The following is a 26,433-nucleotide window of genomic DNA, read 5'->3' as shown; positions in this document are numbered from 1 at the left end:
GCTGGCACAGTGCATCCTTTTTTCAGGAAGGGTTGCCGGCTCCTGGTGCGTGCACCGGAATCACCGGCCCGACGAACTATGCTTTCGATAGCGACCAAAGTGGAACAGATCGTGATGGAATCGGCGTTTCTCAGCGAGGGGCTGGGCCGGGGCTTGCTCAACCTGTCGGAACTGGCGCGCCAGTTGCAGCCGCAATTGCAGACCGACTTATGGAAACCGGTGGGGCAGGCCGCCGTGGTGATGGCGCTGCGCCGCCTGGCCGAGCGGATGCCGCAGCAGAAAAGCGGCGAGATCGTGCTGGCGCACCGCGCGGGCGAACTGTCCACGCGCAGCGAATTGATGATTTTTACCTACCGCTACTCCGACCAGACGTACGCCTGCCAGCGCCAGTTGCTGGCGCTGGCAGCACCCCAGCGCGGCACGTTCATCACGGTCACGCGCGGCGTCAACGAGGTGATGGTGATCTGCAGCCGTTCGCTGCATGCGCTGGTGGAAGAGGTGTTCGGCGAAGAGCAGGAACTGGCGCGCCTGGAACGGGTGACGGCCGTGACTTTGCATCTGGCGCCCGAAACCTGCTATACGCCGGGCGTGTATCACGCCATCCTCAAGCGCCTGGCCTGGGAGCGCATCAACCTGATCAATATCATCTGCACGTATACGGAGCTGACCTTGCTGCTGGAAGCATCGCAGACGGGGGCCGCTTTTTCCGTGCTGTCGAAAATCGTCGCGCAATGAAAAACGCCCCGCTGCAGCGATGCAGCGGGGCGCTTGAGCGCGCAAGCGCGGTTTATTTTTCCAGTTGCGTGCGCACGCGGGCGATCGCGGCGCGCACCTGGCGCGGCGCGGTGCCGCCCACGTGATCGCGCGCGGCGACGGAGCCTTCCAGCGTCAGCACTTCAAACACGTCTTCACCGGTCAGCGGGGAAAACGCGCGCAGCTGCTCCAGCGACAGGTCGGCCAGGTCGCAACCGGCATCGACGCAGGCGCGCACGGCCAGGGCCACCGCTTCATGGGCGTCGCGGAACGGCAAGCCCTTCTTGACCAGGTAGTCGGCCAGATCGGTCGCCGTGGCATAACCCTGCAGGGCTGCCGCGCGCATCGCTTCCGGTTTTACCGTGATGCCGCCGGCCATGTCGGCGAAGATGCGCAAGGTGTCGATGACGGTGTCGACGGTATCGAACAGCGGTTCCTTGTCTTCCTGGTTATCCTTGTTGTAGGCCAGCGGCTGGCCTTTCATCAGGGTCAAGAGGCCAATCAGGTGGCCATACACGCGGCCCGTCTTGCCACGGGCGAGCTCGGGCACGTCCGGGTTTTTCTTTTGCGGCATGATCGACGAGCCGGTGCAGAAGCGGTCGGCGATGTCGATGAAGCCGATGCGAGGGCTCATCCAGATGACCAATTCCTCGGCCATGCGCGACACGTGCATCATCAGCACGGCGGCTGCGGCGCAAAATTCGATGGCGAAGTCGCGGTCCGACACGGCGTCGAGCGAGTTGTGGCAGACGTCGTCGAAGCCCAGCGTTTTTGCCACGCGCAGGCGGTCGATGGGGAAGGTGGTGCCGGCCAGGGCGGCGGCGCCCAGCGGCAGGCGGTTGACGCGCTTGCGGCAGTCGGCCATGCGCTCGGCATCGCGGCCGAACATTTCGACATACGCCAGCATGTGATGGCCGAAGGTGATCGGCTGGGCCACCTGCATGTGGGTAAAGCCCGGCATGATGGTGTCGGCATGCTGTTCGGCCAGGTCCGTCAGCGCGCTGCGGAACGTCGCCAGCAGGGCGGTGATGTCGTCGATGGCGGAACGCACGTACAGGCGGATGTCGGTGGCCACCTGGTCGTTGCGCGAACGGCCCGTGTGCAATCGCTTGCCCGCATCGCCTACCAGTTCGGTCAGGCGTTTTTCGATATTCAGGTGGACATCTTCCAGATCCAGCAGCCATTCGAACTGGCCGGCGGCGATTTCTTGCGAGATTTGCGCCATGCCGCGCACGATTTCCGCGTAGTCGGCCGGGCTGATGATGGCTTGCGCATGCAGCATTTCCGCATGGGCCAGCGAACCTTCGATGTCGAACAGCGCCAGGCGCTTGTCAAAAAATACAGAAGCTGTGTAGCGCTTGACGAGGTCCGAGACCGGTTCGGAAAACCGGGCCGACCAGGCTTCGCCCTTTTTGGAGAATTGATCAGTCATGAAAGAAGTCCTTTAGTGTAGGGCGATTATAAACAAGGTTGGCCTGCGGTAGGGTTTTTAGGGGCTTGCAGGGCGCTGAAATGGCCGGGAATGGGGCTGGCACGCGTCAAATGCCACGCGGCGGACGCTGTTGTGCGTTCCATCCGGGCTTTTTGTATTCTGTCCCGCGAATCGTGCGTTTGGTCGCAATCCGATGGCAGTTCAGGGGTGATCGGCCTACAGTTCAATCATCGCAACACACAACCAGCCACTCAAAGGACACCATCATGAACATCGCTAAAAACATGGAAGCCATCTTCGTTGCCATCATCGCCATCGCCGCCGCCACCAGCCTGGCCACCGCCGCCGTGCCGAAGTTCCGCGCCGCGCCAGCAGCCATCGTTGCCAGCGCCGACCAGGCCACCATGCATACCGTGTACGTCAGCGCCAAGCGTCTGAGCGCAGAAGAAAAAGCCGCCCTGTAAGCGCGGCGATGGCATTGCCTGCAGTACCAGCAGCATCCGCAGCAAACAGCAACACCGCATCACGGACAGGCAGAACGGGCGGCGCCCCCGGTTCTATCCAGCCCTGGTGACAGCCGCAGAAAAAAGGCCGATGATCGTATTTTTCAACGATAGCAGGGCCTGCGCGATGTCACATTTGATGATCAGCACCGACAAGGCGGAGCTCGACGTTCCAGCCATCCACCATTTTCTCAGCACGCAATCGACATGGGCCATCGGCATCCCGCTGGCTACCGTACAGCGCGCCATCGACCATTCTCTATGCTTCGGCGGCACGCTTGACGGCCGTCAGGTGGCGTTCGCCCGCGTGGTCAGCGACTACGCCACGTTTGCCTATCTGGTCGACGTGTATGTGCTGCAAGAGTACCGCGGCTGCGGCTACAGCAAGCGCCTGATGGAAGCGGTCATGGCGCACCCCGATTTGCAGGGACTGCGCCGCTTCATGCTGGCCACCGGCACGGCGCACAGCCTGTATGCGCGGTATGGCTTTACGGCGCCGCTGCGGCCAACATCGCTGATGGAGCGCTATGTTCCCGATATCTATCAGCGTTGAACTGCAGGGGGGGCTGGTTTATCCGAAGCAATCCCAAAGCACGCCCCTTTATTCTTTAATGAATTATAGAATGGCGACGTCTAGATCACCGGAACCTTTCGCTCCTTGCCTCCTTTGGCGCAGGCCCCATCGATATTGAAAATCCAGTAGCGCACTTTACTCTTGGGATCGACCCGCTGGTAAAACGCACCCATGGACGAGCCGACTATCTCGCTGGCGCGCAGGCCGAGCTCGCTCAACGCCACCAGAATGAAACGGTCGCGCAGGTTGATGTGCTGGGCCGTTGGGCGCTCGAACTGTTCCCGCTCCATGGTCGCCAGCACGAGCCGGTACAGCTCGACGCGTCCCCCCAAACGCCGCGCATTCACCTTGCGCCGGACGTATCCCATGTTGTGCCAGTTCTTGAAGAGGACATGATTTCCAGGAGGAAATGATCGGTTTTGCTGATAACTGAAATCGCAACTTCGGCTCTACTTTACTCGGTAACAATAAAGTACTGTGGCGACAACGCACACAACTCGAGGCTAAATACAAATGTCCCAGCTGAATTTGAAATTACTCGGTCCCTGTCTGCTCGCGATAGCGATTGATGCCATGGGATTCGGACTCGTCTATCCGATCATGGCGGCCATCTTTTCCGATCCGCATTCCGGCATTATCGCTGCAGGCACCGATCTTCATTTGCGCAATTTTTATCTGGGGCTCGGTTACGGCGTCTATCCCCTCTGTATGTTCCTCGGTTCGTCGTTGATGGGAGAATTGTCCGATGGATATGGACGGCGAAAGATTCTGCTGCTGTGCATCTTTGGCCTGGCACTCAGCTATTTCCTGATGGCGATCGGCGCACTGTTGCCGAGCATCGCGCTCTTGCTGGTCGGCCGCGGTCTCAGCGGGCTCATGGCGGGATGCCAGGGAATTGCCCAAGCCGCGATCAGCGACGTGAGCACGCCGGAGAATAAAGCGTACAACATGAGCATCATGTCGATCGCATTCAGTGTGGGCGTCATCGTCGGTCCAGTGCTCGGCGGCATGACTTCGGACAGGACGATCTCGCCGCTCTTTAATTACGGCACACCGTTCTTCCTTGTCAGCGCGTTGTCGCTTATCTGCGGACTGTGGACCTACTGGTACTACCGGGATACGACGCCCCCAAAAGGCGGCGCACGGATTGATCTGTTGCTGCCGCTGCGCATCATCTACGAGGCCGGCACGCATCGTCGCGTCGCTTTTCTCTCAATAGTGTTCTTCCTGATGCAAGTGGGCTATGGACTTTATCTGCAAACCATCATGTTGGTTCTGCAAACCCGATTCCAGTACACGAGCTCGCAGCTCGGACTGTTCAGCGGCCTGATCGGCATCTGCTTCGTATTCGGTTTGATGGTGATCGTGCGCTTGATGTTGCGGGTATGGGGCGTGGTCGACATCGCGAAGACGGGCCTGCTTATTGCAGGTATTGGACAGGTGCTTTCGGCGCTGTTCCCAGGCGAAGGCACGTTGTGGGTACTGGGGATGATCGTCGGCTGCTTCGACATGGTCGCATACACGACGATTTATACCGCCTACTCGGATGCAGTCACGGAAGACCGTCAAGGGTGGTCCCTAGGCGTCGCGGGTTCGGTCATGGCGCTCGCATGGGTCGTGACCGGCTTCCTCACCAATCTGCTGCCCGTGCTGGGCGAACTGGGTCTCCTGATGGTCGGCGGGCTGAGCTTCATCCTGAGTTTCCTGATGATGGTGTTCTACGGCCGGAAATGGACGGTGCAGCCGGCCCGCACGGCGCGCGTCTACGAATAAAACGGCACCTGCATGGTAAAGCCATGCAGGTGCCCAAGCAAATGAAGTGAAGTGGAAGTCACCAAGTCTCACCTGCACCGTTACTTAACAACGCGCAATTCCGAATCTAAGGACTGACATGATAGCGCTCAATAAATACGAAAACGTTCCCCTCGACATGGTTATCGTTGACGCCGGAGTGGCAGGTCTGTACATGCTGAATCGGGCCAAGGAAGCCGGACTGTCTTCCGTTCGCCGCCCGCGGAATTAACCAAAAAGGACTGACAGAGCGGCACATAGCTCGCTTTTTTACGGTATCGCACTACGCAGACGTATTGGTGATCGCGCGTCTAGATGCGTATTCTCCTTTGACCGACGGTTCAGCGTTGACCACAAATCTGCTCGAACATGGGTTGATCCGTCCATTTCTGAACGGCCACTACCACCCGGGAGGCATTGACGTCGATCCGGACCTTGATGCTAAGTAACCCCCAATAAATTATTCTGATTTCTGACTTCCCTAGCCGGCGCTCTGGTTGGTGAATGTGTTCGGTTTAACCGCCTGCAGGACGGCTTAGCTTGACCAGCGCCTGTGCCACGGGCGACTTATCGAAACCGGTGCGTGATCGATTGCGGATCGGCAGCACAGTCCCTCGCTCGCTCGGGGCGGCCCCCTAAGTTCGGCTGCTTTCTCGACGACTGCGCGTTCGCTCATGCGCGTCTTGGTCCGATCGATCATGAGCGAAGCGATAGTGCGGTCGCCAGTTCCAACCACGCAGTTCCTGCCGCACGGCCACCCGGTTAGTCGTCAGGTCGACAGCATGGCGCCGCGCGCACTCTGCGCCGACCGCCAACGCGCTTCGAGCGCCTCCATCCTGGCTTTGCTTGAGTAGGAATTCGTGTTCGAGGACAATCTTCTGGAGTTATCCATCGGCCTCCGAATCAGGCGTTACTCCAGAAGGTGAATGTGCCAAAACATTCGGTAGATATTTTTCGATCATCTTTACAACAACCTGCGTTTTCGATGGAACTGGTCGAGTGACCGGGAGCAGTGCATGCAAATCAAATCCCGGAACCACGTAATCAGGTAACAACCTGATCAGCCGGCCATTCGATAATGCGTCGGCGCATGCAGGTTCCTGCAGCACGCCGATTCCGGTACCACACAGTAGCAATTCATACATCGGCCGCCAGTGGCTTGTGGTGACGACGATGTTTATGGGTGTCGGACGAACCGATTTTTGCGGATGAAGAAAACGGAGTTGCCCGTCACTAAATAACCCAGCCACCCGGATGAAGTCATGTCCGGCAATGTGCGCCGGCTCCTCTGGTAGCCCGTGTCTTTCGATATATGAAGGAGACGCGACCAAGACTCTGCGCACATGGCCTAAGCGACGTGCAACGAAGTTGCCATCCGCGACCAATCCGAGTCTTAACGAAATGTCGACTCCTTCCGTGACTGGATCGGTAACATCATCATTTAATACGAGGTCGAAATCCAATTGAGGGTGCCGTTCACGAATACGCGCAATGATTTTAGGAAGCACGATCTCGCCTATGCCGTGCGGTGCGGCCAGTCGAATTCGTCCACGAACGACTTTGCTTCCTATTGCTACGACGGATCGGGCGTCATCTGCTGCCTCAATAACAATCTTGCTCTTTCCATAGAAAAGTGAGCCTTCATCGGTGCAGGAAACGGCGCGCGTGCTGCGAAGCAGGAGTTTTACTCCAAGATGTCGTTCAAGCCGTTCAATTCGGTCGCTAACGGCGGGTTGGCCCAAACCCAGATCTCTAGCAGCTCGCGAAAAATTCCCTCTTTCTACTACTCGTACGAAAATCTGCATTGCCGCTAACAAATCCATCGGCATATCCTCTTCAAATTATCAATCGTTTGTGAATTCGACAAGGCTGCAGTGCGCGGCGTATGCGCACTGCAGAAGTCCGATGAATAGGCTTGCCCACTGCTAGCAGCATGCGATCATGCCTTACAAGACCTACTCTCACTACAGCGACACAGAGCGCTCGGGAGCGAACTTCAAGTTGACGCCTGCCCGGGGCGATTCAAGTGCATGTGCTGGTTTTGATGAGGAACGCGCTTGAAAAAGCCATGGGGACAGGATGTCGCCATGGCGGGGTTCTTACTGCCAGTGCATCAGGCAGGGTGGAATCAGCAGCAGCAGCGCGAGCACCAGGTAAATCAGCTGCAGCGGAATCATCCACTTGGCCCAGGTAATCCACGGCACGCGCGCCAGCGCCAGCACGCCGACGGTGATGCCGGAAGTGGGAATCATCGGCGTGGTGAATTCGCCGAACTGGAAAGCCAGAATGGCCGTCTGGCGCGTCACGCCCACCAGGTCGGCCAGCGGCGCCATGATCGGCATGGTCAGCGCCGCCTGGCCGCTGCCGGAATGGATGAAGAAGTTGATCACCGACTGCATGAAGAACATCTTTTGCGCGGCAAAGACGGGGCTTGACGACGCCACCAGGGGCGTCAATGCATGCAGCATGGTGTCGATGATCTGCGCATCGCGCGCCAGGATCATGGTGCCGCGTGCCAGCGCGATGACGAGCGCCACGCTGACCATGTCGCGCGCGCCCTGCACGAAGGACGCCACCAGGCTGTCCATGTCGAGCCGGCCAACCAGGCCGACGACGATGGCCATCACCAGGAACAGGGCGGCGATTTCATCGATGAACCAGTCGTACTTGACGACGCCGACGACCATCGTCAGCAAGGTTGCCATGAAAATCCACAGCACCGCGCGGTGCGTGCGGGTCATGCCAGCAAAGCTGTCGAGGTCCATCGAATGCTCGCTGCGCTTTTCGATGTCGAGCAGGTAGGTCGGGCTTTTTTCCGGATGGCGCTTGATGCGCGCCGCATACCACATCAGAAACACGATGCTGACCGCCGTGGCGATGGCCCACACGATCAGGCGGTAGCCGATGCCGGAAAAGATCGGCACGCCGGCGATGCCCTGCGCGATGCCGACGTTGAACGGATTTAAAAAGGCGGCGGAAAAGCCCACCTGCGAGCCGATGAAGGGAATCGACACGCCCGTGATGGTGTCATAGCCCAGCGCCAGCGCCAGGGGCACGAAGATCAGGATGAAGGGAATGGCTTCCTCGTTCATGCCGAAGGTGGCGCCGCCCAGCGAGAACATGGTGAAGAAGACGGGAATGATGGCGGCGCGCACGAAGCGCGAACTGGTATGCGCCTTGGCGATGGCCTTGATCAGCGAATCGAAGGCTTCGGTTTTTTGCAGCACGGCGAAGGCGCCGCCGACGATCAGGATGAAGCCGATGATCAGGCTGGCGTCGACGAAGCCCTTGATGGGCGCCATCATCAGCGCGGCCAGTCCCTGCGGCTTGTTGTCCACGTAGTGAAACGTGCCGGGAATGATCAGCTGCTTGCCGTTCACCAGTTGCGTGTCGAATTTCCCGCCCGGCACCAGCCAGGTCGCCAGGGCGATCATGGCCAGGATGCCGCACAGCAGGACGAAGGTGTTGGGGAGCTTGAATTTTCTCATGGGTGACATTTATTGGCTCAGCAGGCTGCCGCCGCGGAAGGCGATGGCGCCGGCGACCTTGCCGACGTTCATGCCGCGCAAGACGTGGCGGTGGGCGCTGCGCGCGAAGAAGACTCCGGCGACGCTGCAGCGCAAGGTCGTCGTCTCGCCGCTGACCGGATCGATCAGGTCGGCCAGCGCGTCGCCGGCGGCCAGCACCTCGCCCATTTCGCGCAGATACACCAGTACGCCGTGATGCGGCGCGAGGATAGGCTCCACGCCGGCCAGCGGCGTGGGCTGGCATTGCGGTGCGGGCAGGTCGTCGCCGGCGCCGGCGATCTCCAGCACGCCCTCGATGGCAAGAAAGCGCAGCAGGGCGGTGGCGTCGCGCTCTGCGAGGGCGTAGCTCACTTCCACTTCGCCGCGCAATTCGACGGTGGTCGACAGGCAGGCGGCGGGAATCGGATAGCGGCCCTGGAAGTGTGCGTCGAGGTCCCACCACAGGCGGCTGCAGGCTTCGTCGAACGGTTCTTCGCCGGCCGCCAGTTCCAGCAGCACGGCGCGCGCGCCCAAGAGCGCGGACAGGGGGGCGATCTGCGCTGCCAGCGGCGTGCCCGTATAGATATGCAGGGCCGCCTCGTTATCGCAATGCAGGTCGAGCACGATGTCGGCATCGATGGCCATGCCCAGCAGCGTCTTTTTCAGCGTCTCCGCATCCGTGGACGGCTTCCAGGCTGCGACGGCGTCGCGCGCATGCTGGCGTATCAGCGCCACGTTGGCCTGCGCATCCTGCCCCAGCTTGCCATCGAGCGTGGTTTTCAGTTCATCGGCCACGTGGCGGTAGGCGCGGTTGAAGTTGATGCCGGTGGTCAGGTCGAAGCGGCCGAACGGCGCGCCATGGATGGCTTGCGCCAGGCCGATGGGATTGGCGGCCGGTACCAGAATCACTTCGCCGTGGATCTTGCCCGCCGCCTCCAGCGCCAGCAATTCGCGGCGTAAAAATTGCGATACCAGCATGCCCGGTACTTCGTCCGCGTGCAGCGCCGCCTGGATATACACCTTCTTGCCGCTGCGGCTATTGGCTGCTGCGGCGCCGAAGTGGAAGCTGCTCAATTGGCAGGTGATGCTGGCGTGCGCAGTGGAGATGGGGTGCTGTTGTACTTGCATGGCAAATTCGCCCCAAAACGGGGTGCGGTTGATGGATTTCGGTCGATTATGTAGCATTATTTTCACGAAGTAAATCAATGAAAATCCTTTTACAAATATTTGTTGAGTTTTCTTTTTGATATGAGTAGAGTAAGTTTCAGCGACCCGTTTTCGCCTTTTTATCCGTCATCCGCCAAGCACAAGAATACAGGCCGCCAGTGATATGAAATCATCCGCCAGTCCTGCCCGTAACAGCTCCCGCACGCCAGTGGCCGCTGCCCTGTCGTCGTCCGATGCCGCCTTCGCGCAATCGCCGTTGGGGCAAACGCTGATGCACGTGCTGGCCAGCGGCTCGGCCTCGCAGCGGCAGATCGCCGATTACCTGCTGCGCAACCAGATGCGCGTGACGGCGCTGGGCATCGAGGAACTGGCCGACAGCTGCCAGGTATCGACGGCCACCATCAGCCGCTTCGCGCGCGACATCGGCCAGAAGAATTATTCGGCCATGCGCAGCGCCATGGCCGAAACCCTGCAATCGCTGTTGCAGCCAGTCGACAAATTGCGCCGTACGATACAACGGCGCGCGCGTGCTACCTCGCCCATCACGGAAAGCCTGGAGTATGCGGCCGCGAACATTGCCGCCACCTCCGATGCCCTGTCGCCGCCTGCCATGCAGGCCGTGGTGCGGCGCCTGACGCGCGCCAAGGTGGTGTATGTGATGGGCTTTGGCCTGTCGGCCAATCTGGCGGGCATGCTGGTGCAGCATCTGCAGCCGTTCTGCCCGCATGTGGTGGAAGTGGTGGGCATTGGCGGTTCGGAAGTGGCGGCCGGGCATCTGGTCAACCTGACGGCGCACGACGTGCTGGTGGTGATCTCGTTCCCCCGCTATACGCTCGACTGCATCGGCCTGGCCGGCTTTGCGCGCGACCGTGGCGCTTGCATCGTGGCGCTCACCGACTCTCCCGCGTCCCCCCTGGCCGAACTGGCCGATCACGCCTTGTATGCGCAAAGCACGCATCCCGTCCTGCCCAGCAGCGCCAGTACGGCGCTGGCCATGATCGAGGCGCTGGCCGTGGCGCTGATGGTATCGAACAGGAACAACGTTGAAAAGGCGGCCCGCTTGAGCGAAGTTATCGCCGCCTATCTGTACGGCGGCGAGCATGGCGTGCCGGGGCCCCGGAAAGCAGTATTCAGGCAGCGCAAGGCAGTACAAAAGTCATGATAAAAATCAGACATACACCATTGGGGAGAGTTGCAATGCACATGAAAAGACAGGACGGCCGTTCCGTATTGCCACGCGAGTCGGTGCTGGCGCAAGGCGTGCGCCTGGCGCTGGGCGCCTTGAGCGTGTCGGCGGCGCTGGGCATGCTGGCCAGCGGCGCGCAGGCGCAGGCGCAGGTACAGGAGCAGGAGCAGGAGCTGGCGCGGGATGGCGAGCCGGCGCCGAAAAAAATGCAGCGCGTGGAGATCACGGGTTCGGCCATCAAGCGCCTGGAATCGGAGACGGCGCTGCCGGTGCAGGTCATCACGCGCGCCGATATCGAAAAGGCGGGCGTGACGACGGCGGCCGAGCTGATGGCGCGCGTGTCGGCCAACGTGGGCGGCCTGACCGATGGCGTCAGCATCAATGTGGGCGGCGACCAGCGCGGCTTCAACAGCGCCAACCTGCGCGGCGTGGGCACCTCATCGACCCTGGTGCTGCTCAATGGCCGGCGCATGGCCAACTTTGCCTCGCCCGGTGACGATGCGGGCGTGGACCTGAATAACATTCCCGCCGCCGCCCTGCAGCGCGTGGAAGTATTGCTCGACGGTGCCTCGGCCCTGTACGGCACGGACGCCATCGGCGGCGTCATCAATTTTATTACGCGCAAGGATTACCAGGGCGTGGAGCTGAATGTCTACGGCAGCGGCACGCAGGAAGGCGGTGCCGGCAAGCGCACGGCCAGCATCACGGCCGGCACCGGTGACCTGGCGACAGATGGCTACAATATCTTTGCCGTGGTCGACCTGCAAAAAACCGACCGCCTGAGCACTTCGCAGCGCAAGTTCATTCCGAACCTGCATGTGCCGGAACGCCTCGGCCATTTGTTGTCGAGCTATACCAGCCCGGCGAATATTCGCCTGAGCAGCGACCAGCGCGACTACCTGCAGGAACAGGGCTTCCTGCTGAATGGGAAGCCGATCACGAATCGCCTGATTAATCTGTCGATTCCTGGCTGTAGCGGCCCTGCCAATGTGTACCTGCCGGCCGGCACTGGCGGCGTCGATGCGTGTACCTATAACTACATGGGCGACACCGAGCTGTATCCGAAGACGGACAAGCAGAACCTGCTGACGCGCGGCGTCCTCAAATTGAACAATGACCACCAACTGTATGCCGAGGTGGCGTTGAGCCGTTCGCGCAGCTATTACGTGGGATCGACAGCGCGGCCCGATGGCGAAATCGACGCCAGCATGGTGCCGCAGCTGGACGCTGCCGGGCTGACTGACACGCTGGCCCTGCGCATCCGCCTGAACGAAGCGGGCATGCGCACCAGCGAGTTGACCAGCGAAAGCCAGCGTTACGTGGTGGGCGCCACCGGCACCGTGGGCGGCTGGGATTACGACGTGGGCTTGAATCACAGCGTCAATGTGGTCAGGGACAAGGACACGCACGGCTACCTCCTGGCCGACCAGCTACAAAAGGGCATCACGGATGGCACCATCAATCCCTTCGGCCCGTCCAGCGCGGCGGGCAAGGCACTGCTCGATAGCATCCAGGTCAACGACGAAGTGCGGCATGCGCGCGGCGTCATGGACTCGCTCGATTTCAAGGTGTCGCGCGCGCTGATGGCACTGGGCGGCGGCGACCTGGCGCTGGCCGTGGGCGGCGAAGTGCGGCGCGAGCGCACGGACTTCCGGCCATCCGCATTGTTGATGAGTAATAACATCACCAACGACGAAGCGCCCGAAGGGGGCGTGGCCACCAGCGACAGCCGCAATGTGCAGGCCATCTACAGCGAACTGCTGCTGCCATTCAGCAAGCAGTGGCAGGCGCAGCTCTCGGGCCGCTATGACCATTACCAACAGGTGGGCGGCGCCTTGAGTCCTAAAATCGGCCTGACCTACATGCCCAGCAAGCAGGTGCTGCTGCGCGCCTCGGCCGGCAAGGGCTTCCGCGCGCCATCGATGTCGGACCTGCACCGGCCCACCGTCTATAGCCAGACGGCGACCCTGCCCGATCCCGTCTACTGCGAAGCCGAGGACAACGACTACTCTGTCTGCGCCGACAACTGGCGTACGCGCCGCTACAGCAACGACAAGCTGAAACCGGAGCGCAGCCGCCAGTTCACGGCCGGTGTGGTGCTCGAACCGAGCCAGCACTGGACCTTCAGTGCCGACTACTGGAACATCAAGCGTACGGACCTGATCAGCGAAATCGGCGACGACATCATCCTGTCCAACCTGTCCAAGTACGGCAACCTGGTGCACCGCGACGAAGACAATGAAATCGACTACATCGAGCTGCGCAAGGAAAACCGCGGCGCGCAAAAAGCCTCGGGCATCGATATCACGGCCGACCTGCATGGCGTGAAAACGGCGTGGGGGCGTTTCGGCGGACACCTGAGTGGCACGTATGTGCTCGACTCGAAAATCCAGACCAGCCCTGGCGACGTTTTTATCAGTAACTTGAATAAATTCGTCACGGACGGCGTGGTGCAGCGCTGGCGCCATACGATCACGCTGGACTGGGATAATGGCCCGTATTCGGCCAGCCTGTCGAACACGTATTCGAGCGGCTATGATGACCAGAATTCGGCCATCAACACGGACGACGGCAGCGTGGTCAAGCCGAACCGGGTGAAGGCTTACACGCTGTGGGACATGTCGGGTGCGTATGCGGTCAGCAAGCAGTTCAAGCTGCGCGCGGGCATACAGAATCTGTTCAATACCAGCCCGCCGTACTCGAACCAGGCGTACTTCTTCCTGTCCGGCTATGACCCTACTTATTCGGACCCGCGCGGCCGGCGCTTCTATGCCAGCGCCAATTACAGCTTCAAGTAAGGCGGCAAAGCAGGAGATACCGCAATACGGCTGTCACACGCAGCAGGTAGTATCGTAGCTCGATGGCGTAGGGTTGCAAGCAGCAGTTTTGGCAGCAAGGGCGCGCGCCAGGCGCGTGCCCCTTTCCATGTATTCGAGAGGCACCATGAAATCATCTTCAAGCCTGTATCAGACCTTCCGCGCCGCGCTGCTGTTCGCGCTGGCATTGTGCTGCTTCCATGCCGTGGCGGCACCTGGCGGCAGCGCCATCGGCAGCGCCCCGCAGGGCACCCTCGTCATCATTGGCGGCGGCCTGCGCGCCGACAATGCCGAAGTCTGGCAGCGCATCGTCAAGTTGTCGGGCGGGCCGGGCGCGCGGATCGCCGTGCTGGCCTCGGCTGCGATGAATCCGGAAAAGTCAGGTGAAAGCATCATCCAAAAACTCAATCAGTATGGCGCCGATGCCTTTTTCGTGCCGCTGGCCGTCAAGCTGCCCAATCACGATTACCGCAAGGCGGCCGAAGATCCGGCCATCGTCACGCAGATCAAGTCGGCCAGCGGCATCTATTTTGCCGGCGGCGACCAGGGCCGCATCACGCAAGCCTTGCTGCGCCCGGATGGTAGCCGCACGGCCGCGCTGGAAGCCATCTGGTCGGTCTACCGCAATGGCGGCGTGATCGCCGGTTCCAGCGCCGGCGCCGCCATCATGAGCACCACCATGTTCTACGATGCCAAGCCTGTGCTCGACATGCTCAAGATGGGCGTCACGGATGGCCGCGAGATTGCGCCGGGCCTGGGCTTCATCGGCAGCGATGTCTTCGTGGACCAGCATCTGCTGGTACGCGGGCGCTTTGCGCGCATGATTCCCGTGATGCTGAAAAAAGGCTATCACCTGGGACTGGGTATCGATGAAAACAGCGCCATGGTGGTCGACGCCATGCGCGACGTGGAAGTCATCGGCTACAGCGGCGCCTTGCTGATCGACTTGTCGGGCGCCATCAGCGACCGTGGCGTGAAAAATTTCAATATCAGCAACGCGGCCATCAGCTATCTGGACCGGGGCGACAAATTCAACCTCGTCACGCGCGTATTTACGCCCTCGCCGGACAAGGCCGACAACAAGCTCGATCCGAACCAGCCCGACATGCGCGAGCCTGTGTTTACCAACGATATTCTCGGCAATAACGCCGTGCTGGACCTGATGGGCAACCTGATCGACAACGCGCAGCAGGAAGCCATCGGCATCGCCTTCGGCAACCCGCGCGACCCATACCCGGACCTGGGCTTCGAGTTCCGCTTCAGTAAAACGGTCAACAGCGTCGGCTACAGTTCGACCGAGGCGGAAGCGTATTCGGTGCTGAAACTGCGCCTCGATATCCGCCCGATCCAGCTGCGCCAGCCGCTGTACCGCTACAAATAGGCGGTGCGCTATCGCCGCCAGCGCGGCCACGCGGCGATCGTCAATGCCCTGAGCAGCCACTCGACGGGGCCATACGCGTGGCCGCGCAGCCACCGGCGGCTCAGTGGCAACTGCAGGCTGAAGATGATGACGGCCAGCGCCAGCGCACCGAGCGGCGAGACGCTGCCCATCAGCCGTGCGCCATACGCGAGGAACAGCCAGGCACAGATGGCCGACTGCAGCAGGTAGTTCGACAGGGCCATGCGGCCCGTATCGGCCAGCAGGGAAAACAGCGTGCCACCGCGCAGGCGCTCGAACAGGGCCAGTGCCAGCGCCAGGTAAGCGCCGGCCAGCAGCGGCGCGGTGGCCAGGCCCACGGCCAGTCCCGCCACCTGCCATGCCTGGCTTTGCGCATACACGGAGGTCCACGCATACAAGGCCGTGCCGGGCAGGCCCACCAGCGCCCCGGCCCACAGCAGGCGGCGGCGCAGCGGCAGATAATCGCTTGCGTGCAGCAGCATCTCGCGCTTGCCGGCGGCCAGGCCGCACAAGAACATGGCCAGTGCGCACGGCGCTTGCACCAGCAGCAGGACGATCCAGATGTCACTCAGTTCGCGCAAGTGCTGATGGACGACGGCCGCTGGCGTGGCGCGGTAGGCGGCCAGCGCTGTCGCCGCCTTCTGCGCCATCGCCACGGCGTTGTCCGCGGCGTCGCCCGCCGGCTGCAGGCTTTGCAGCCAGGCCATGCCCGCCCAGAATGCCACGCAGACGGCGATGAGGATAAAGGCCAAGGTCAGGGCGGGCCGTTCGCCGCAGCGGTGCAGTGCCAGCAGCACGATGCCCAGCAGGGCGTAGGTGGTGAGTATGTCGCCATGAAACAGCAACACGGCATGCAGGGCGCCGATCAGCCACAGGCCCGCTTGCCGGCGCAGCATGCGCGGCACGAACGGCGCACCGGCGCGCGCCGCCGCCTGCATCTGCAAGGTGAAGCTGTAGCCGAACAGGAAGGAAAACAGCAGATAGAACTTGGTCTCGAACAGCAGCGCGACGAGAAAATGCGTGGCGCGGTCCACGCCGCCGTGAAAGGCCGGATCGGTCAAGCCCAGGCCGAACCAGGGCGTGGCGAAGGCGCCGATATTGACGACCAAAATGCCGAACAGGGCGCAGCCGCGCAGGGCGTCGACGTCGGCGATGCGCGCCGATGGCGTGCTTGGTGAGCTGCTCATGGTGCCGCTCATGACCGGGCAGGGCGCAGGAAGCGCGCCAATAACAGGTGCAGGCTGGCGCGCTGCGCCGGCGGTGCGTAAGCGGGATCGACGGCGACCCGGTTGAAGATGCCGTCGATCAGCGCGGCGATCCAGCCTGCCGTTTGCGCGGGGTCGAGCGCGGCGTCGACCTGGCCTTGTGCCGCAGCGCTTTCCAGCAGCGCCTGCACGCCGGCGCGCAGCACGGCATCATTGCGCGCCACCCTGGCCGCGATATCCGGATCGCGCATCGCTTCGGCGGAAATGTCCAGCGCCAGCCCCGCAAAATCCCCGTCGGCTGCCAGCGCCAGCACCAGGTCCATGAAGTCGAGCAGGGCGCCGTACGCATCGGCGCTGCCTTGCACGCCTGCGAAATAGGTGGCCGTCTCGCTGCCTTCCTGGTCGACGATGGCGGCGATGATGGCTTGCTTGGTGGGGAAGTAATGAAACAGGTTGCCGGGACTCATGCCCGCTTGCGCGCAGATGGCGGCGGTGCTGGTCTGGTGAAAGCCCTTGCGCGCGAAGCAGCTGCGTGCGGCGGCGAGAATGGCGTCGCGACGGGCCGCGTGTTTGCCGGGATCGATGGTGCGCATGGCGGTTGGCTATCCTTTTAATTGATTGACTAGTCAGTCTAATATAAAGCGATTGCGTGGCGTGGTCAAGCGGGTGCGTAAAATGGGTGCTTTGCAGTGCGTATTCCTGTCGCTACAATGTGCCGCACCGGATTTTTCCATGCCCGCCGCTGGCGCCGCTGTTTGTTTGGAAAACCGCTTCTTTTACCCGTTTTTCTACCGTGTCAGGAATGAAATGCAGCAGACCCCGATTCGATCCTTCCTCTGCGCGCTGGCGCTGGCCGCCGGCATCGTCCCTGTCGCGCACGCTGCCGGTGCCGCCCAGCCGGCCACCATGCGCCTCGATTACCAGCACAGCGGCAATGCGCTGGGCGAGCATTATGCGGTCGAGCGCGTGCTGGTCGAACCCTTGCCATGGCCGGGCAATCTGGCGCGTCCCATCGATGACAGCAACCGTGGCAACAACCTGCTGGAAGTGGTCGATATCCAGTCGGGCAAGGTGCTGTATTCGCGCGGCTTCTCCACCATTTTCGGTGAATGGGCCAGTACCGACGAAGCGAAAACCACCACGCGCGCGTTCCAGGAATCCGTGCGTTTCCCGCAGCCCGAGCACCCCGTGCGCGTGCGCATCCTCAAGCGCGACGAGCGCGGTCTGTTTTCCGTTGTGTGGAGTACCGATGTCGACCCGGCCACGCAGGACGTGATCCGCAAGCAGCCGCCGGCACCCGTCAAGCCGATACCGATCCGCATCAGTGGCCCCTCGTCCGGGAAGGTCGACCTGCTGATCATGGGCGACGGCTATACGGCCGCCGAAATGGGCAAGTTCGAAGCGACGGCGCGCAAACTGGCCGAACACCTGTTTACGGTGTCGCCATTTCGCGAGCGGGCCAATGACTTCAATGTGTGGGCCATGGCCGCGCCGACGCAGGAATCGGGCGTGTCGCGTCCATCGACGGGCGTGCACCATGCGTCGCCGCTGGGCACGCGCTACGATATCTTCGGCAGCGAGCGTTATGTACTGACCACCGACAACCGCGCGCTGCGCGACCTGGCGCAATATGCGCCGTATGAATTCATCGAAATCCTCGTGAACAACGACACCTACGGCGGTGGCGGCATCTTCGGCCAGTTCAGCACGGCCGCAGCCAACAACGACTGGGCCAATTACCTGTTCGTGCATGAATTCGGCCACCATTTCGCCGGCCTGGCCGACGAGTACTACACTTCGCCCGTGGCCTATCAGTCAAATGGCGAGCGGCAGGAACCGTGGGAGCCGAACGCCACGGCCCTGCGCGATCCGGCCAGGTTGAAATGGCAAAACCACGTCAAGGCCGGCACGCCGCTGCCCACGCCGTGGCCGAAGGAAGCGTACGACAGCCATGCGCGCGAATACCAGAAGCAGCGCGCCGCCCTGCGCGCGGCCAACCGCCCGGAAAGCGAGATGAGCGACTTGTTCAAGGCCGACCTGGCGTACACGCAGCAGCTGTTCTCGAAGGCGCCGCAGCGCCATGCGGTGGGCGCCTTCGAAGGCGCGAATTATGAGTCGTCCGGCTACTACCGGCCCGAGATGCAGTGCATCATGTTCGACCGCAGCGAGACGTTCTGCTCAGTATGCCAGGATGGCATCAGCACCATCATCGACCTGTATTCGCGTCCCGCAGCGGCGCCGCGCCAATAAGGTCGTTCAGCGCAGTTCCGTAAGGCATGGCGGCCATGTTGCAACGCAATAGCATGGCCCCCATTCCATCTCTCCCCCGCCGCCTGCCATCCGCCACCGCCCAGCGCTGCTTGTTTTTAAAGCAATGCCAATCTGCACCGGAAAAGTCCCTTTTCTTCCCGTCAGCCCAGTAGTATTATCAAATATGCATGCCCGCACGCTTGCTTGAAAAATATTTCATTTAGATAATATTGAGGTAAAATTTGATTTACATCAATGCTGCATTGCCGCAATCGCACTTATAGTTGACCTAGCTCAAAAGCTTTATGCATGCGGACCGGACTCATCGCGAATCACGTATCTAAATGCTGTAGAGTAATTTTCGCCCCGTACCAGTTCCCCGAGAATGCACTGGTGCTGGCCTCGAATTTCAGTGACGGAAGCCCGATTCATGAAGATGCAGATCCCCGCGCCTGACGCGTGCAGTACCTTACACCCCCACACTCCCATTGCTTTGCCGTATGCGCGCGCCGGTGGCGTCACCCTGGCCATGTGCGCCGCCGCCATGCGCGCCGGCGCGGTGCGCTGCGTGCATGCGGCCACGCCCTGGCCCGCCCTGCGTCCAGTTCAGGCATGACGGCCGCCTTGCAGCAGTACTTGCCTTTGCAGGGCAAGCGTGGGCTGGTGGTCGGCATCGCCAACGCGCAAAGCATCGCCTGGGGCTGCGCCAGCGCCTTGCGCGCGGCTGGCGCCGAACTGGCCGTGACCTGGCTCAATGACAAGGCGCGTCCGCATGTGGAACCGTTGGCGCAGCAAGTGCAGGCGGCCATCATGGCGCCCCTCGATGTGGCCGTGCCGGGCCAGCTCGAAGCGCTGTTTGCGCAGATCGAGAAGCAGTGGGGGCGGCTCGATTTCATCGTCCATTCCATCGCTTACGCGCCCAAACAAGACTTGCATGGCCGCGTCACGGACAGTTCGGCCGACGGCTTCGCGCAGGCGATGGATATCTCCTGCCACTCCTTCATGCGCATGGCGAAGCTGGCCGAACCGCTGATGCCGGACGGTGGCAGCCTGATGACCATGAGTTACCTGGGCGCCGAGGAAGTCATCGCCGACTATGGCCTGATGGGTCCCGTGAAGGCGGCGCTGGAAGCATCGGTGCGCTACCTGGCGGCCGAACTGGGTCCGCAAGGCATCCGCGTCAATGCCATCTCGCCGGGGCCCCTGGAGACGCGGGCCGCTTCCGGCATTGCCCATTTCGACCGCCTGATGGCCGACGCCATCGAACGCTCGCCCATGCGCTGCCTGGCCACCATCGAGGACGTGGGCGCGCTATGCGCCTTCCTCGCCGGCGACGGCGCACGCGCCATCACGGGCGGCACCTTGTATGTCGACGGCGGCTACAACATTCTGAATTGACTGGAAGAAGATGATCATGCCTGTTCCCGCTTTATCTGCGTGCGCCAGGATGGCCGCGCTGGCCACTGGACTGGCCGCCACGCTGGCCCTGGCCGGCTGCGCCTCGATGGCGCCGCCGTATGCGCCACCGCCGCTACCCGTGGCGGCGCAGTATCCGGAAACCGATCCCGCCGGCGCGCACGCGGCGGACATCGCCTGGCAAGCCTATTTTGCCGACGCGCGCCTGCAGGCGCTGATTGCGCAGGCGCTGGCCGGCAACCGCGATATTCGTATCGCCGCCCTGCGCGTGGAAGAGGCGCGCGCCGCGTATGGCATCCAGCGCGCGGAACAATTCCCCACCATTGCGCTGGGCGCCTCCGGCAGCCGTGCGCGCGTGCCCGGTGACCTGAGCGTGACGGGCCGCCCCATGACGAGCGCGCAGTACCAAACGGGCTTGAACGTGAGCGCCTGGGAGCTTGATTTCTGGGGCCGCGTGCGCAGCCTGAAGGACAGCGCGCTGCAAACCCTGCTGGCCAGCGACGAGGCGCGTCGCGCCGTCGGCGTGGCCCTGGTGGCGCAGGTGGCCAATGGCTACCTGAGCTTGCGCGAACTCGATGAACGGGTGGCGCTGGCGCGCGCCACGGTCGACAGCCGCGCCGAGTCGCTGCGCATCTTTACGCGTCGCTTCGAGGTCGGTTCGATTTCCAAGCTGGACCTGACGCAGGTGGAAACCCTGCTCAGCCAGGCTCTCTCGCTGTCGGCGCAGCTGGAGCAGGCGCGCGCCGTGCAGGCGCATGCGCTGGCCCAGTTGGTGGGCGGCCCGGTCGACCTGACGCCTGACACGCGCCGTTTCGACGACGCCAGCGTGCTGCAGCCGCTGCATGCGGGCCTGCCCTCGGCTTTACTCACGCAGCGCCCCGACCTGGTGGCGGCCGAGCATCAGCTGCGCGCCGCGCAAGCCAATATCGGCGCCGCGCGCGCCGCCTTCTTCCCGACCATTTCGCTGACGGCCGCCTACGGCACGGCCAGCGCGGAATTGAGCGGCCTGTTCGACTCGGGCAGCGGCGCCTGGAATTTCGCGCCGCGCCTGGTGCTGCCGATCTTTGACGCGGGCCGCATCCGCGCCAACATGGACCTGGCCGAGGTACGCCGCGACGTGGCCGTGGCCAATTATGAAAAGAGCGTGCAGGGCGCGTTTCGCGAAGTGGCCGACGCGTTGTCGAACCGGCGCTGGCTGGCGCTGCAGGTCGACATCGGCAAGACCACCCTGGCCGCGCAGAGCGAACGCGCACGCCTGGCCAAGCTGCGCTATGACAATGGCGCCGCGCCCTACCTGGAAGTGCTCGATGCGCAGCGCGACCTGCTGACGGTCGAGCAGCAACTGGTGCAGACGCGCCGCGCGCTGCTCTCCAGCCAGGTCAGCCTGTATGCCGCCCTGGGCGGCGGCGCACCTGCTGCCGCCACCACGTTCTCCAATTAATTGCGATTGCCGACATCATGACTCCACAACTGAAGAAAAAAATCATCCCCGCCGCGCTGATCGTGGCCGTTCTCGTGCTGGGCTATGTGGCCTGGCAAAAAATGCGTCCTACCGGCCCTGGCGAAGGTTTTGTCAGCGGCAATGGCCGCATCGAAGCGACCGAAATCGACGTCGCCACCAAGCTGGCGGGGCGGGTCAAGGAGATCCTCGTGCGCGAGGGCGACTTCGTCAAGGCGGGCCAGCCGCTGGCCACCATGCAGGTGGACTCGCTGACTGCCCAGCGCGACGAGGCGCGCGCGCGCCAGCAGCAGGCTTCCGACGCGGTGGTCGGTGCGCAGGCGCAGGTGGCCGTGCGCGAGAGCGACAAGGCGGCCGCGCTGGCCCTGGTGGCGCAGCGTGAAAGCGAACTCGATGCGGCCAAGCGCCGCCTGGCCCGCTCGGAAACCTTGTCGAAGGAGGGCGCTTCCTCGGTGCAGGAACTCGACGATGACCGCGCCCGCGTGCGCAGCGTGGCCGCAGCCCTGAATGCATCCAAGGCGCAGGTCACGGCGGCGCAGGCGGCCATCGACGCGGCCAGGGCGCAAGTGGTCGGTTCGCGTTCCGCCGTGACGGCCGCCGAAGCGACCACCGCGCGCATCGATGCCGACCTGGCCGATGGCCAGCTGGCGGCGCCGCGCGACGGCCGCGTGCAGTACCTGGTGGCGCAGCAGGGCGAAGTGCTGGCCGGTGGCGGCAAGGTGCTCAACCTGGTCGATCTGTCGGACGTCTACATGACCTTCTTCCTGCCCGAGACGGCGGCTGGCAAGGTGGCGATGGGCGGCGAAGTGCGCATCATCCTCGATGCGGCGCCCAATTACGTGATTCCGGCGACGATCTCGTTTGTCGCCGCCAGCGCGCAGTTCACGCCGAAGACAGTGGAAACGGCCAGCGAGCGCCAGAAGCTGATGTTCCGCGTGAAAGCGCAGATCAGCCGCGAGCTGCTGCAAAAGCACCTGGCGCTGGTCAAGGTGGGCTTGCCCGGCGTGGCCTGGGTGCGTCTCGATGCGCAGCAGGCATGGCCCGCTGAACTGACGGCCAAAGTTCCGCAGTGACCATGGACGTGACCCCATTTGTCGTCAGCATCAAGGGCGTCAGCCAGCATTACGGCAAGACGGTGGCGCTCGACGCCATCGACCTCGATGTGCCGGCCGGCCGCATGGTCGGCTTGATCGGGCCCGATGGCGTGGGCAAATCGAGCCTGCTGTCGCTGGTGGCCGGCGCGCGCGCCGTGCAGCAGGGCAGCGTGATGGCGCTGGGCGGCGACATGCGCGATGCGCGCCACCGCGACGATGTCTGTCCGCGCATCGCCTATATGCCGCAAGGCCTGGGCAAGAATCTGTATCCGACCCTGTCGGTCGAGGAAAACCTGCAGTTTTTCGCGCGCCTGTTTGGCCACGATGCCGCCGAACGCCGGCGCCGCATCGACCAGCTGACCCGCAGCACGGGCTTGCACCCCTTCCTGGCGCGCCCGGCGGGCAAGCTGTCGGGCGGCATGAAGCAGAAACTGGGCCTGTGCTGCGCCCTGATCCACGATCCCGACCTGCTCATTCTCGATGAACCGACCACCGGCGTCGATCCGCTGGCGCGGGCCCAGTTTTGGGACCTGATCGCCGGCATTCGCGTGCAGCGCCCGCAAATGAGCGTGATGGTCGCCACCGCCTACATGGACGAGGCGCAGCGCTTCGACTGGCTGGTGGCCATGGATGACGGCAAGGTACTTGATACGGGCACGCCGGCCGAACTGCTGGCGCGCACGCAAAGCGACAACCTGGAGGCGGCCTTCATCAAGCTGCTGCCCGAAGCCAAGCGCGCGGGCCACCAGCCTGTGGTGATTACGCCGCTGGACGCTGCCAGCGCGCAGGACGTCGCCATCGAGGCGCAAGACCTGACCATGCGCTTCGGCGATTTCACGGCCGTCGACCATGTGAATTTCCGCATCGGTCGCGGCGAGATTTTCGGCTTTCTCGGCTCGAACGGCTGCGGCAAATCGACCACCATGAAGATGCTCACGGGCCTGCTGCCGGCGACGGAAGGCAAGGCCTGGCTGTTCGGCAAGGAAGTCGATTCCAACGATATCAACACACGCCGCAGGGTCGGCTACATGTCGCAGGCGTTCTCGCTGTACAGCGAACTGACGGTGCGCCAGAACCTGGTGCTGCATGCGCGCCTGTTCCACGTGCCGGAAGCGCAAATCGCTGCCCGCATCGACGAGATGGCGCAGCGCTTCGACTTGCGCGAGGTGATGGACGACCTGCCCGACAGCCTGCCGTTGGGCATACGCCAGCGTTTGTCGCTGGCCGTGGCCATGGTGCACAAGCCGGAAATGCTGATTCTCGACGAGCCCACGTCCGGCGTGGACCCGATCGCACGCGACAATTTCTGGCGCCTAATGATCGAGCTGGCACGGCGCGACCGCGTCACCATTTTCATCTCCACCCACTTCATGAACGAGGCGGAGCGCTGCGACCGCATCTCGCTGATGCATGCCGGTAAAGTGCTGGTCAGCGATGCGCCGGCCGAACTGGTACGCAAGAAGGGCGCGCCATCGCTGGAAGCTGCCTTCATCGCCTACCTGGAAGAGGCGGGCGGCGGCACGGCAGCGGCCGAAGCGCAGGAAAGCGAGGCGCCGGGCCAAAAGGCGGCAGTGCAGGCGCCGCAGCAGAAGCAGCAGCGCAGCCGCTTCAGTCTTGGGCGCATGCTCAGCTACATGTGGCGCGAAACGCTGGAATTGCGCCGCGACCCCGTGCGCCTGACCCTGGCGCTGGGCGGCTCCGTGCTGCTGTTGTTCGTCATCGGCTTCGGCATCAGCCTGGATGTGGAAGACCTCAGTTATGCGGTGCTCGACCACGACCAGACCACCCTGAGCCAGAATTACACGAACAACCTGGCCGGTTCGCGCTACTTCGTCGAGCGAGCGCCGCTGCGCGACTATGCCGATATCGACAAGCGCATGCGCAGCGGCGAACTGTCGCTGGCCATCGAGATTCCACCCGGCTTTGCGCGCGACGTGCAGCGCGGCGCGCCAGCCCAGGTGGGCGCCTGGATCGACGGCGCCATGCCGATGCGCGCCGAAACCGTGCAGGGCTACGTGCAGGGCATGCATCAGCTGTGGCTGGCCGACCAGGCCCTGCACCGCTATGGCATCACGATGAGCAATCCCGTCGCCATCCAGACGCGCTACCGCTACAACCCCGACGTGAAAAGCCTGCCGGCCATGGTGCCGGCCGTGATTCCCCTGCTGCTGCTGATGCTGCCGGCCATGCTGGCGGCGCTGTCCGTGGTGCGTGAAAAGGAACTGGGCTCCATCATCAACCTGTACGTGACGCCCGTCACGCGCCTGGAATTCTTGCTCGGCAAGCAGGTGCCATACGTCGTGCTGGCCATGTTCAACTTCGCCCTCATGGCGCTGCTGGCGGTGACCGCCTTTGGCGTGCCGATCAAGGGCAGTCTGCTGACCTTGATCGGCGCCACTTTCATCTTCAATATCTGCGCCACCGGCATCGGCCTGTTCGCTTCGACGTTTACGCGCAGCCAGATCGCAGCCCTGTTCGTGACCATGATCGGCACCATGATCCCGGCCATCCAGTTTTCCGGCCTGCTCAATCCAGTCTCCTCGATGGAAGGCGTGGGCAAGGCGATCGGCCTGATGTACCCGGCCACGCACATGCTCAATATCAGCCGCGGCGTGTTCAACAAGGCGCTGGGCTTTGGCGACCTGCACGCCTCGTTCTGGCCCCTGATAGTGGCGATCCCCGTGATCCTCGGCGTGACGGTGGCGCTGCTGAAGAAACAGGAGAGCTGATATGCGGCATCTTGAAAATATCTACCGCCTGGGCGTGAAGGAAATCTGGAGCCTGATCCGCGATCCGATGATGCTGATCCTGATTCTCTATACCTTCACTTTGGCCATCTACGTGGCCGCCACGGCCAAGCCGGAAACCCTGCACATGGCCTCGATCGCCATCGTCGACGAGGATGGCTCGCCGCTGTCCGGGCGCATCGCCTCGGCCTTCTTTCCGCCGCAATTCACGCCGCCGGCCATGATCAACCAGAGCCAGGTCGATGCGGGACTGGACGCGGGCCAGTACACCTTCGTGCTGACGATCCCGCCCAAGCTGCAGGCGGACGTGCTCGGTGGGCGCCAGGCGGAGCTGCAGCTGAACGTGGACGCCACGCGCATGAGCCAGGCCTTCAGCGGCAGCGGCTACATCCAGCAGATCGTCGCCGGCGAAATATCCGAATTCGCAAAGCGCTATCGCGGCGCGACGGTCTCGCCGGTGGAGCTGGTGATGCGTGCGCGCTTTAATCCTTCGCTGAGCCAGGCGTGGTTTGGCTCGCTGATGGAACTCATCAACCAGGTGACGATGCTGTCGATCATTTTGACGGGTGCGGCGCTGATCCGCGAGCGCGAACACGGCACCATCGAGCACTTGCTGGTGATGCCCGTGACGCCGGCTGAAATCATGCTGGGCAAGGTCTGGTCGATGGGCCTGGTGGTGCTGCTGGCCGCCGCCCTGTCGCTGAACCTGGTGGTGCGCGGCATGCTGCATGTGCCCATCGAAGGCTCGATCGCGCTGTTTTTGTGCGGCGCAGCCTTGCACTTGTTTGCCACCACCTCGATGGGTATTTTCCTGGCCACCGTGGCGCGCAGCATGCCGCAGTTCGGCATGCTGTTGATCCTCGTGCTGCTGCCGCTGCAGATGCTTTCGGGCGGCAGCACGCCGCGCGAAAGCATGCCCGAACTGGTGCAGAACATCATGCTGATCGCTCCGACCACGCATTTCGTCGAACTGAGCCAGGCGATCCTGTACCGGGGCGCCGGCATCGACGTGGTGTGGAAACCGTTCCTGGCCCTGCTGGCCATCGGCACGGCTTTGTTTACCTTCGCGCTGGCGCGCTTTCGCAAGACCATCAGCCAGATGGCGTAGCCCCCGCGCCGGAATGTTCCGGCGTTT

21 protein-coding genes are annotated in these 26,433 nt (G+C 62.7%); 14 read left to right on the top strand and 7 right to left on the bottom strand.

The window, feature by feature from the left end:
• Positions 1–78 precede the first annotated feature (78 nt).
• Complete coding sequence (locus ACP7EG_RS11880; RefSeq protein ID WP_096237898.1) at positions 79–735, top strand: hypothetical protein; 657 nt, start codon at positions 79–81, stop codon at positions 733–735.
• A 52-nt stretch (positions 736–787) separates the two neighbouring features.
• Here the strand turns inward: ACP7EG_RS11880 and argH are convergent, their stop codons facing one another.
• Positions 788–2,185, bottom strand: coding sequence for an argininosuccinate lyase (gene argH / locus ACP7EG_RS11875; protein WP_219115461.1), 1,398 nt, complete (start codon positions 2,183–2,185; stop codon positions 788–790).
• Positions 2,186–2,451: 266 nt separating this feature from the next.
• Between argH and ACP7EG_RS11870 the strand changes: the two genes are divergently transcribed.
• Both ACP7EG_RS11870 and ACP7EG_RS11865 read left to right on the top strand, forming a co-directional pair.
• Positions 2,452–2,649, top strand: coding sequence for a hypothetical protein (locus ACP7EG_RS11870; RefSeq protein ID WP_426087755.1), 198 nt, complete (start codon positions 2,452–2,454; stop codon positions 2,647–2,649).
• A gap of 166 nt (positions 2,650–2,815) precedes the next feature.
• Positions 2,816–3,241, top strand: a complete 426-nt coding sequence (locus ACP7EG_RS11865) for a GNAT family N-acetyltransferase (protein ID WP_426087754.1) — start codon at positions 2,816–2,818, stop codon at positions 3,239–3,241.
• Between the two features lie 80 nt (positions 3,242–3,321).
• Here the strand turns inward: ACP7EG_RS11865 and ACP7EG_RS11860 are convergent, their stop codons facing one another.
• Positions 3,322–3,630 carry a hypothetical protein gene (locus tag ACP7EG_RS11860; protein ID WP_426087753.1) on the bottom strand — a complete coding sequence of 103 codons (309 nt, stop codon included), beginning with the start codon at positions 3,628–3,630 and terminating at the stop codon, positions 3,322–3,324.
• Between the two features lie 145 nt (positions 3,631–3,775).
• Between ACP7EG_RS11860 and ACP7EG_RS11855 the strand changes: the two genes are divergently transcribed.
• A complete protein-coding gene (locus ACP7EG_RS11855) occupies positions 3,776–5,035 on the top strand; it encodes an MFS transporter (RefSeq protein ID WP_426087752.1) in 1,260 nt (419 codons plus the stop codon).
• A gap of 902 nt (positions 5,036–5,937) precedes the next feature.
• Here ACP7EG_RS11855 and ACP7EG_RS11850 read toward each other — a convergent pair.
• The 3 genes from ACP7EG_RS11850 to ACP7EG_RS11840 all read right to left on the bottom strand — a co-directional run bounded on the left by ACP7EG_RS11850 (position 5,938) and on the right by ACP7EG_RS11840 (position 9,687).
• Entirely contained in the window at positions 5,938–6,876 is a 939-nt protein-coding gene (locus ACP7EG_RS11850; RefSeq protein WP_426087751.1) for a LysR family transcriptional regulator, read from the bottom strand.
• A gap of 276 nt (positions 6,877–7,152) precedes the next feature.
• A complete protein-coding gene (locus ACP7EG_RS11845; RefSeq protein WP_426087750.1) occupies positions 7,153–8,541 on the bottom strand; it encodes a YfcC family protein in 1,389 nt (462 codons plus the stop codon).
• Between the two features lie 9 nt (positions 8,542–8,550).
• Positions 8,551–9,687 (bottom strand): succinylglutamate desuccinylase/aspartoacylase family protein, encoded by a 1,137-nt coding sequence (locus tag ACP7EG_RS11840; protein ID WP_426087749.1) that lies wholly within the window; start codon positions 9,685–9,687, stop codon positions 8,551–8,553.
• A 202-nt stretch (positions 9,688–9,889) separates the two neighbouring features.
• Between ACP7EG_RS11840 and ACP7EG_RS11835 the strand changes: the two genes are divergently transcribed.
• The 3 genes from ACP7EG_RS11835 (at position 9,890) to ACP7EG_RS11825 (ending at position 15,109) form a co-directional block, all read left to right on the top strand.
• A complete protein-coding gene (locus tag ACP7EG_RS11835) occupies positions 9,890–10,888 on the top strand; it encodes a MurR/RpiR family transcriptional regulator (RefSeq protein WP_426087748.1) in 999 nt (332 codons plus the stop codon).
• 35 nt (positions 10,889–10,923) lie between these two features.
• Positions 10,924–13,710, top strand: a complete 2,787-nt coding sequence (locus tag ACP7EG_RS11830) for a TonB-dependent receptor (protein ID WP_426087747.1) — start codon at positions 10,924–10,926, stop codon at positions 13,708–13,710.
• Positions 13,711–13,855: 145 nt separating this feature from the next.
• The gene (locus ACP7EG_RS11825) at positions 13,856–15,109 is read left to right on the top strand and encodes a cyanophycinase (protein ID WP_426087746.1); all 1,254 of its coding nucleotides are present in this window, start codon (positions 13,856–13,858) and stop codon (positions 15,107–15,109) included.
• Between the two features lie 8 nt (positions 15,110–15,117).
• Here the strand turns inward: ACP7EG_RS11825 and ACP7EG_RS11820 are convergent, their stop codons facing one another.
• Both ACP7EG_RS11820 and ACP7EG_RS11815 read right to left on the bottom strand, forming a co-directional pair.
• Positions 15,118–16,314 carry a DUF418 domain-containing protein gene (locus ACP7EG_RS11820; protein ID WP_426087745.1) on the bottom strand — a complete coding sequence of 399 codons (1,197 nt, stop codon included), beginning with the start codon at positions 16,312–16,314 and terminating at the stop codon, positions 15,118–15,120.
• A gap of 8 nt (positions 16,315–16,322) precedes the next feature.
• Positions 16,323–16,925 (bottom strand): TetR/AcrR family transcriptional regulator, encoded by a 603-nt coding sequence (locus ACP7EG_RS11815; protein ID WP_426087744.1) that lies wholly within the window; start codon positions 16,923–16,925, stop codon positions 16,323–16,325.
• Positions 16,926–17,139: 214 nt separating this feature from the next.
• On the opposite strand from ACP7EG_RS11815, the gene ACP7EG_RS11810 reads away from it, so the two are divergent.
• The 7 genes from ACP7EG_RS11810 to ACP7EG_RS11780 all read left to right on the top strand — a co-directional run bounded on the left by ACP7EG_RS11810 (position 17,140) and on the right by ACP7EG_RS11780 (position 26,406).
• On the top strand, positions 17,140–18,582 hold the full coding sequence (locus ACP7EG_RS11810) for an IgA Peptidase M64 (RefSeq protein WP_426087743.1): 1,443 nt from the start codon (positions 17,140–17,142) through the stop codon (positions 18,580–18,582).
• A 430-nt stretch (positions 18,583–19,012) separates the two neighbouring features.
• Positions 19,013–19,198, top strand: a complete 186-nt coding sequence (locus tag ACP7EG_RS11805; protein ID WP_157751278.1) for a hypothetical protein — start codon at positions 19,013–19,015, stop codon at positions 19,196–19,198.
• On the top strand, positions 19,195–19,980 hold the full coding sequence (fabI, locus tag ACP7EG_RS11800; RefSeq protein WP_426087742.1) for an enoyl-ACP reductase FabI: 786 nt from the start codon (positions 19,195–19,197) through the stop codon (positions 19,978–19,980). The genes ACP7EG_RS11805 and fabI overlap by 4 nt, the downstream gene beginning before the upstream one ends.
• A gap of 10 nt (positions 19,981–19,990) precedes the next feature.
• Complete coding sequence (locus ACP7EG_RS11795; RefSeq protein WP_426087741.1) at positions 19,991–21,439, top strand: efflux transporter outer membrane subunit; 1,449 nt, start codon at positions 19,991–19,993, stop codon at positions 21,437–21,439.
• 17 nt (positions 21,440–21,456) lie between these two features.
• Positions 21,457–22,530, top strand: coding sequence for an HlyD family secretion protein (locus tag ACP7EG_RS11790; protein ID WP_426087740.1), 1,074 nt, complete (start codon positions 21,457–21,459; stop codon positions 22,528–22,530).
• 2 nt (positions 22,531–22,532) lie between these two features.
• Positions 22,533–25,280 carry a ribosome-associated ATPase/putative transporter RbbA gene (rbbA, locus tag ACP7EG_RS11785; protein WP_426087739.1) on the top strand — a complete coding sequence of 916 codons (2,748 nt, stop codon included), beginning with the start codon at positions 22,533–22,535 and terminating at the stop codon, positions 25,278–25,280.
• A 1-nt stretch (position 25,281) separates the two neighbouring features.
• Positions 25,282–26,406 carry an ABC transporter permease gene (locus ACP7EG_RS11780; RefSeq protein ID WP_034746452.1) on the top strand — a complete coding sequence of 375 codons (1,125 nt, stop codon included), beginning with the start codon at positions 25,282–25,284 and terminating at the stop codon, positions 26,404–26,406.
• Positions 26,407–26,433: the final 27 nt, after the last annotated feature.

This window comes from Janthinobacterium sp. PSPC1-1, assembly GCF_049897625.1.
Taxonomy (GTDB): domain Bacteria; phylum Pseudomonadota; class Gammaproteobacteria; order Burkholderiales; family Burkholderiaceae_D; genus Janthinobacterium; species Janthinobacterium tructae.
The sequence above is the reverse complement of the archived record's forward strand: the minus strand, read 5'-3'. Positions and strand labels throughout refer to the sequence as shown.

Bases quoted from the DNA above. Each gene is read 5' to 3' on its own strand.
- ACP7EG_RS11840 (WP_426087749.1), bottom strand. From the start codon at position 9,687: ATGCAAGTACAACAGCACCCCATCTCCACTGCGCACGCCAGCATCACC.
- ACP7EG_RS11805 (WP_157751278.1), top strand. From the start codon at position 19,013: ATGAAGATGCAGATCCCCGCGCCTGACGCGTGCAGTACCTTACACCCC.
- ACP7EG_RS11795 (WP_426087741.1), top strand. From the start codon at position 19,991: ATGATCATGCCTGTTCCCGCTTTATCTGCGTGCGCCAGGATGGCCGCG.
- ACP7EG_RS11855 (WP_426087752.1), top strand. From the start codon at position 3,776: ATGTCCCAGCTGAATTTGAAATTACTCGGTCCCTGTCTGCTCGCGATA.
- ACP7EG_RS11790 (WP_426087740.1), top strand. From the start codon at position 21,457: ATGACTCCACAACTGAAGAAAAAAATCATCCCCGCCGCGCTGATCGTG.
- ACP7EG_RS11815 (WP_426087744.1), bottom strand. From the start codon at position 16,925: ATGCGCACCATCGATCCCGGCAAACACGCGGCCCGTCGCGACGCCATT.
- argH (WP_219115461.1), bottom strand. From the start codon at position 2,185: ATGACTGATCAATTCTCCAAAAAGGGCGAAGCCTGGTCGGCCCGGTTT.
- ACP7EG_RS11830 (WP_426087747.1), top strand. From the start codon at position 10,924: ATGCACATGAAAAGACAGGACGGCCGTTCCGTATTGCCACGCGAGTCG.
- ACP7EG_RS11820 (WP_426087745.1), bottom strand. From the start codon at position 16,314: ATGAGCAGCTCACCAAGCACGCCATCGGCGCGCATCGCCGACGTCGAC.
- ACP7EG_RS11835 (WP_426087748.1), top strand. From the start codon at position 9,890: ATGAAATCATCCGCCAGTCCTGCCCGTAACAGCTCCCGCACGCCAGTG.
- ACP7EG_RS11860 (WP_426087753.1), bottom strand. From the start codon at position 3,630: ATGGGATACGTCCGGCGCAAGGTGAATGCGCGGCGTTTGGGGGGACGC.
- rbbA (WP_426087739.1), top strand. From the start codon at position 22,533: ATGGACGTGACCCCATTTGTCGTCAGCATCAAGGGCGTCAGCCAGCAT.
- ACP7EG_RS11880 (WP_096237898.1), top strand. From the start codon at position 79: ATGCTTTCGATAGCGACCAAAGTGGAACAGATCGTGATGGAATCGGCG.
- ACP7EG_RS11865 (WP_426087754.1), top strand. From the start codon at position 2,816: ATGTCACATTTGATGATCAGCACCGACAAGGCGGAGCTCGACGTTCCA.
- ACP7EG_RS11780 (WP_034746452.1), top strand. From the start codon at position 25,282: ATGCGGCATCTTGAAAATATCTACCGCCTGGGCGTGAAGGAAATCTGG.
- fabI (WP_426087742.1), top strand. From the start codon at position 19,195: ATGACGGCCGCCTTGCAGCAGTACTTGCCTTTGCAGGGCAAGCGTGGG.
- ACP7EG_RS11825 (WP_426087746.1), top strand. From the start codon at position 13,856: ATGAAATCATCTTCAAGCCTGTATCAGACCTTCCGCGCCGCGCTGCTG.
- ACP7EG_RS11810 (WP_426087743.1), top strand. From the start codon at position 17,140: ATGCAGCAGACCCCGATTCGATCCTTCCTCTGCGCGCTGGCGCTGGCC.
- ACP7EG_RS11845 (WP_426087750.1), bottom strand. From the start codon at position 8,541: ATGAGAAAATTCAAGCTCCCCAACACCTTCGTCCTGCTGTGCGGCATC.
- ACP7EG_RS11850 (WP_426087751.1), bottom strand. From the start codon at position 6,876: ATGGATTTGTTAGCGGCAATGCAGATTTTCGTACGAGTAGTAGAAAGA.
- ACP7EG_RS11870 (WP_426087755.1), top strand. From the start codon at position 2,452: ATGAACATCGCTAAAAACATGGAAGCCATCTTCGTTGCCATCATCGCC.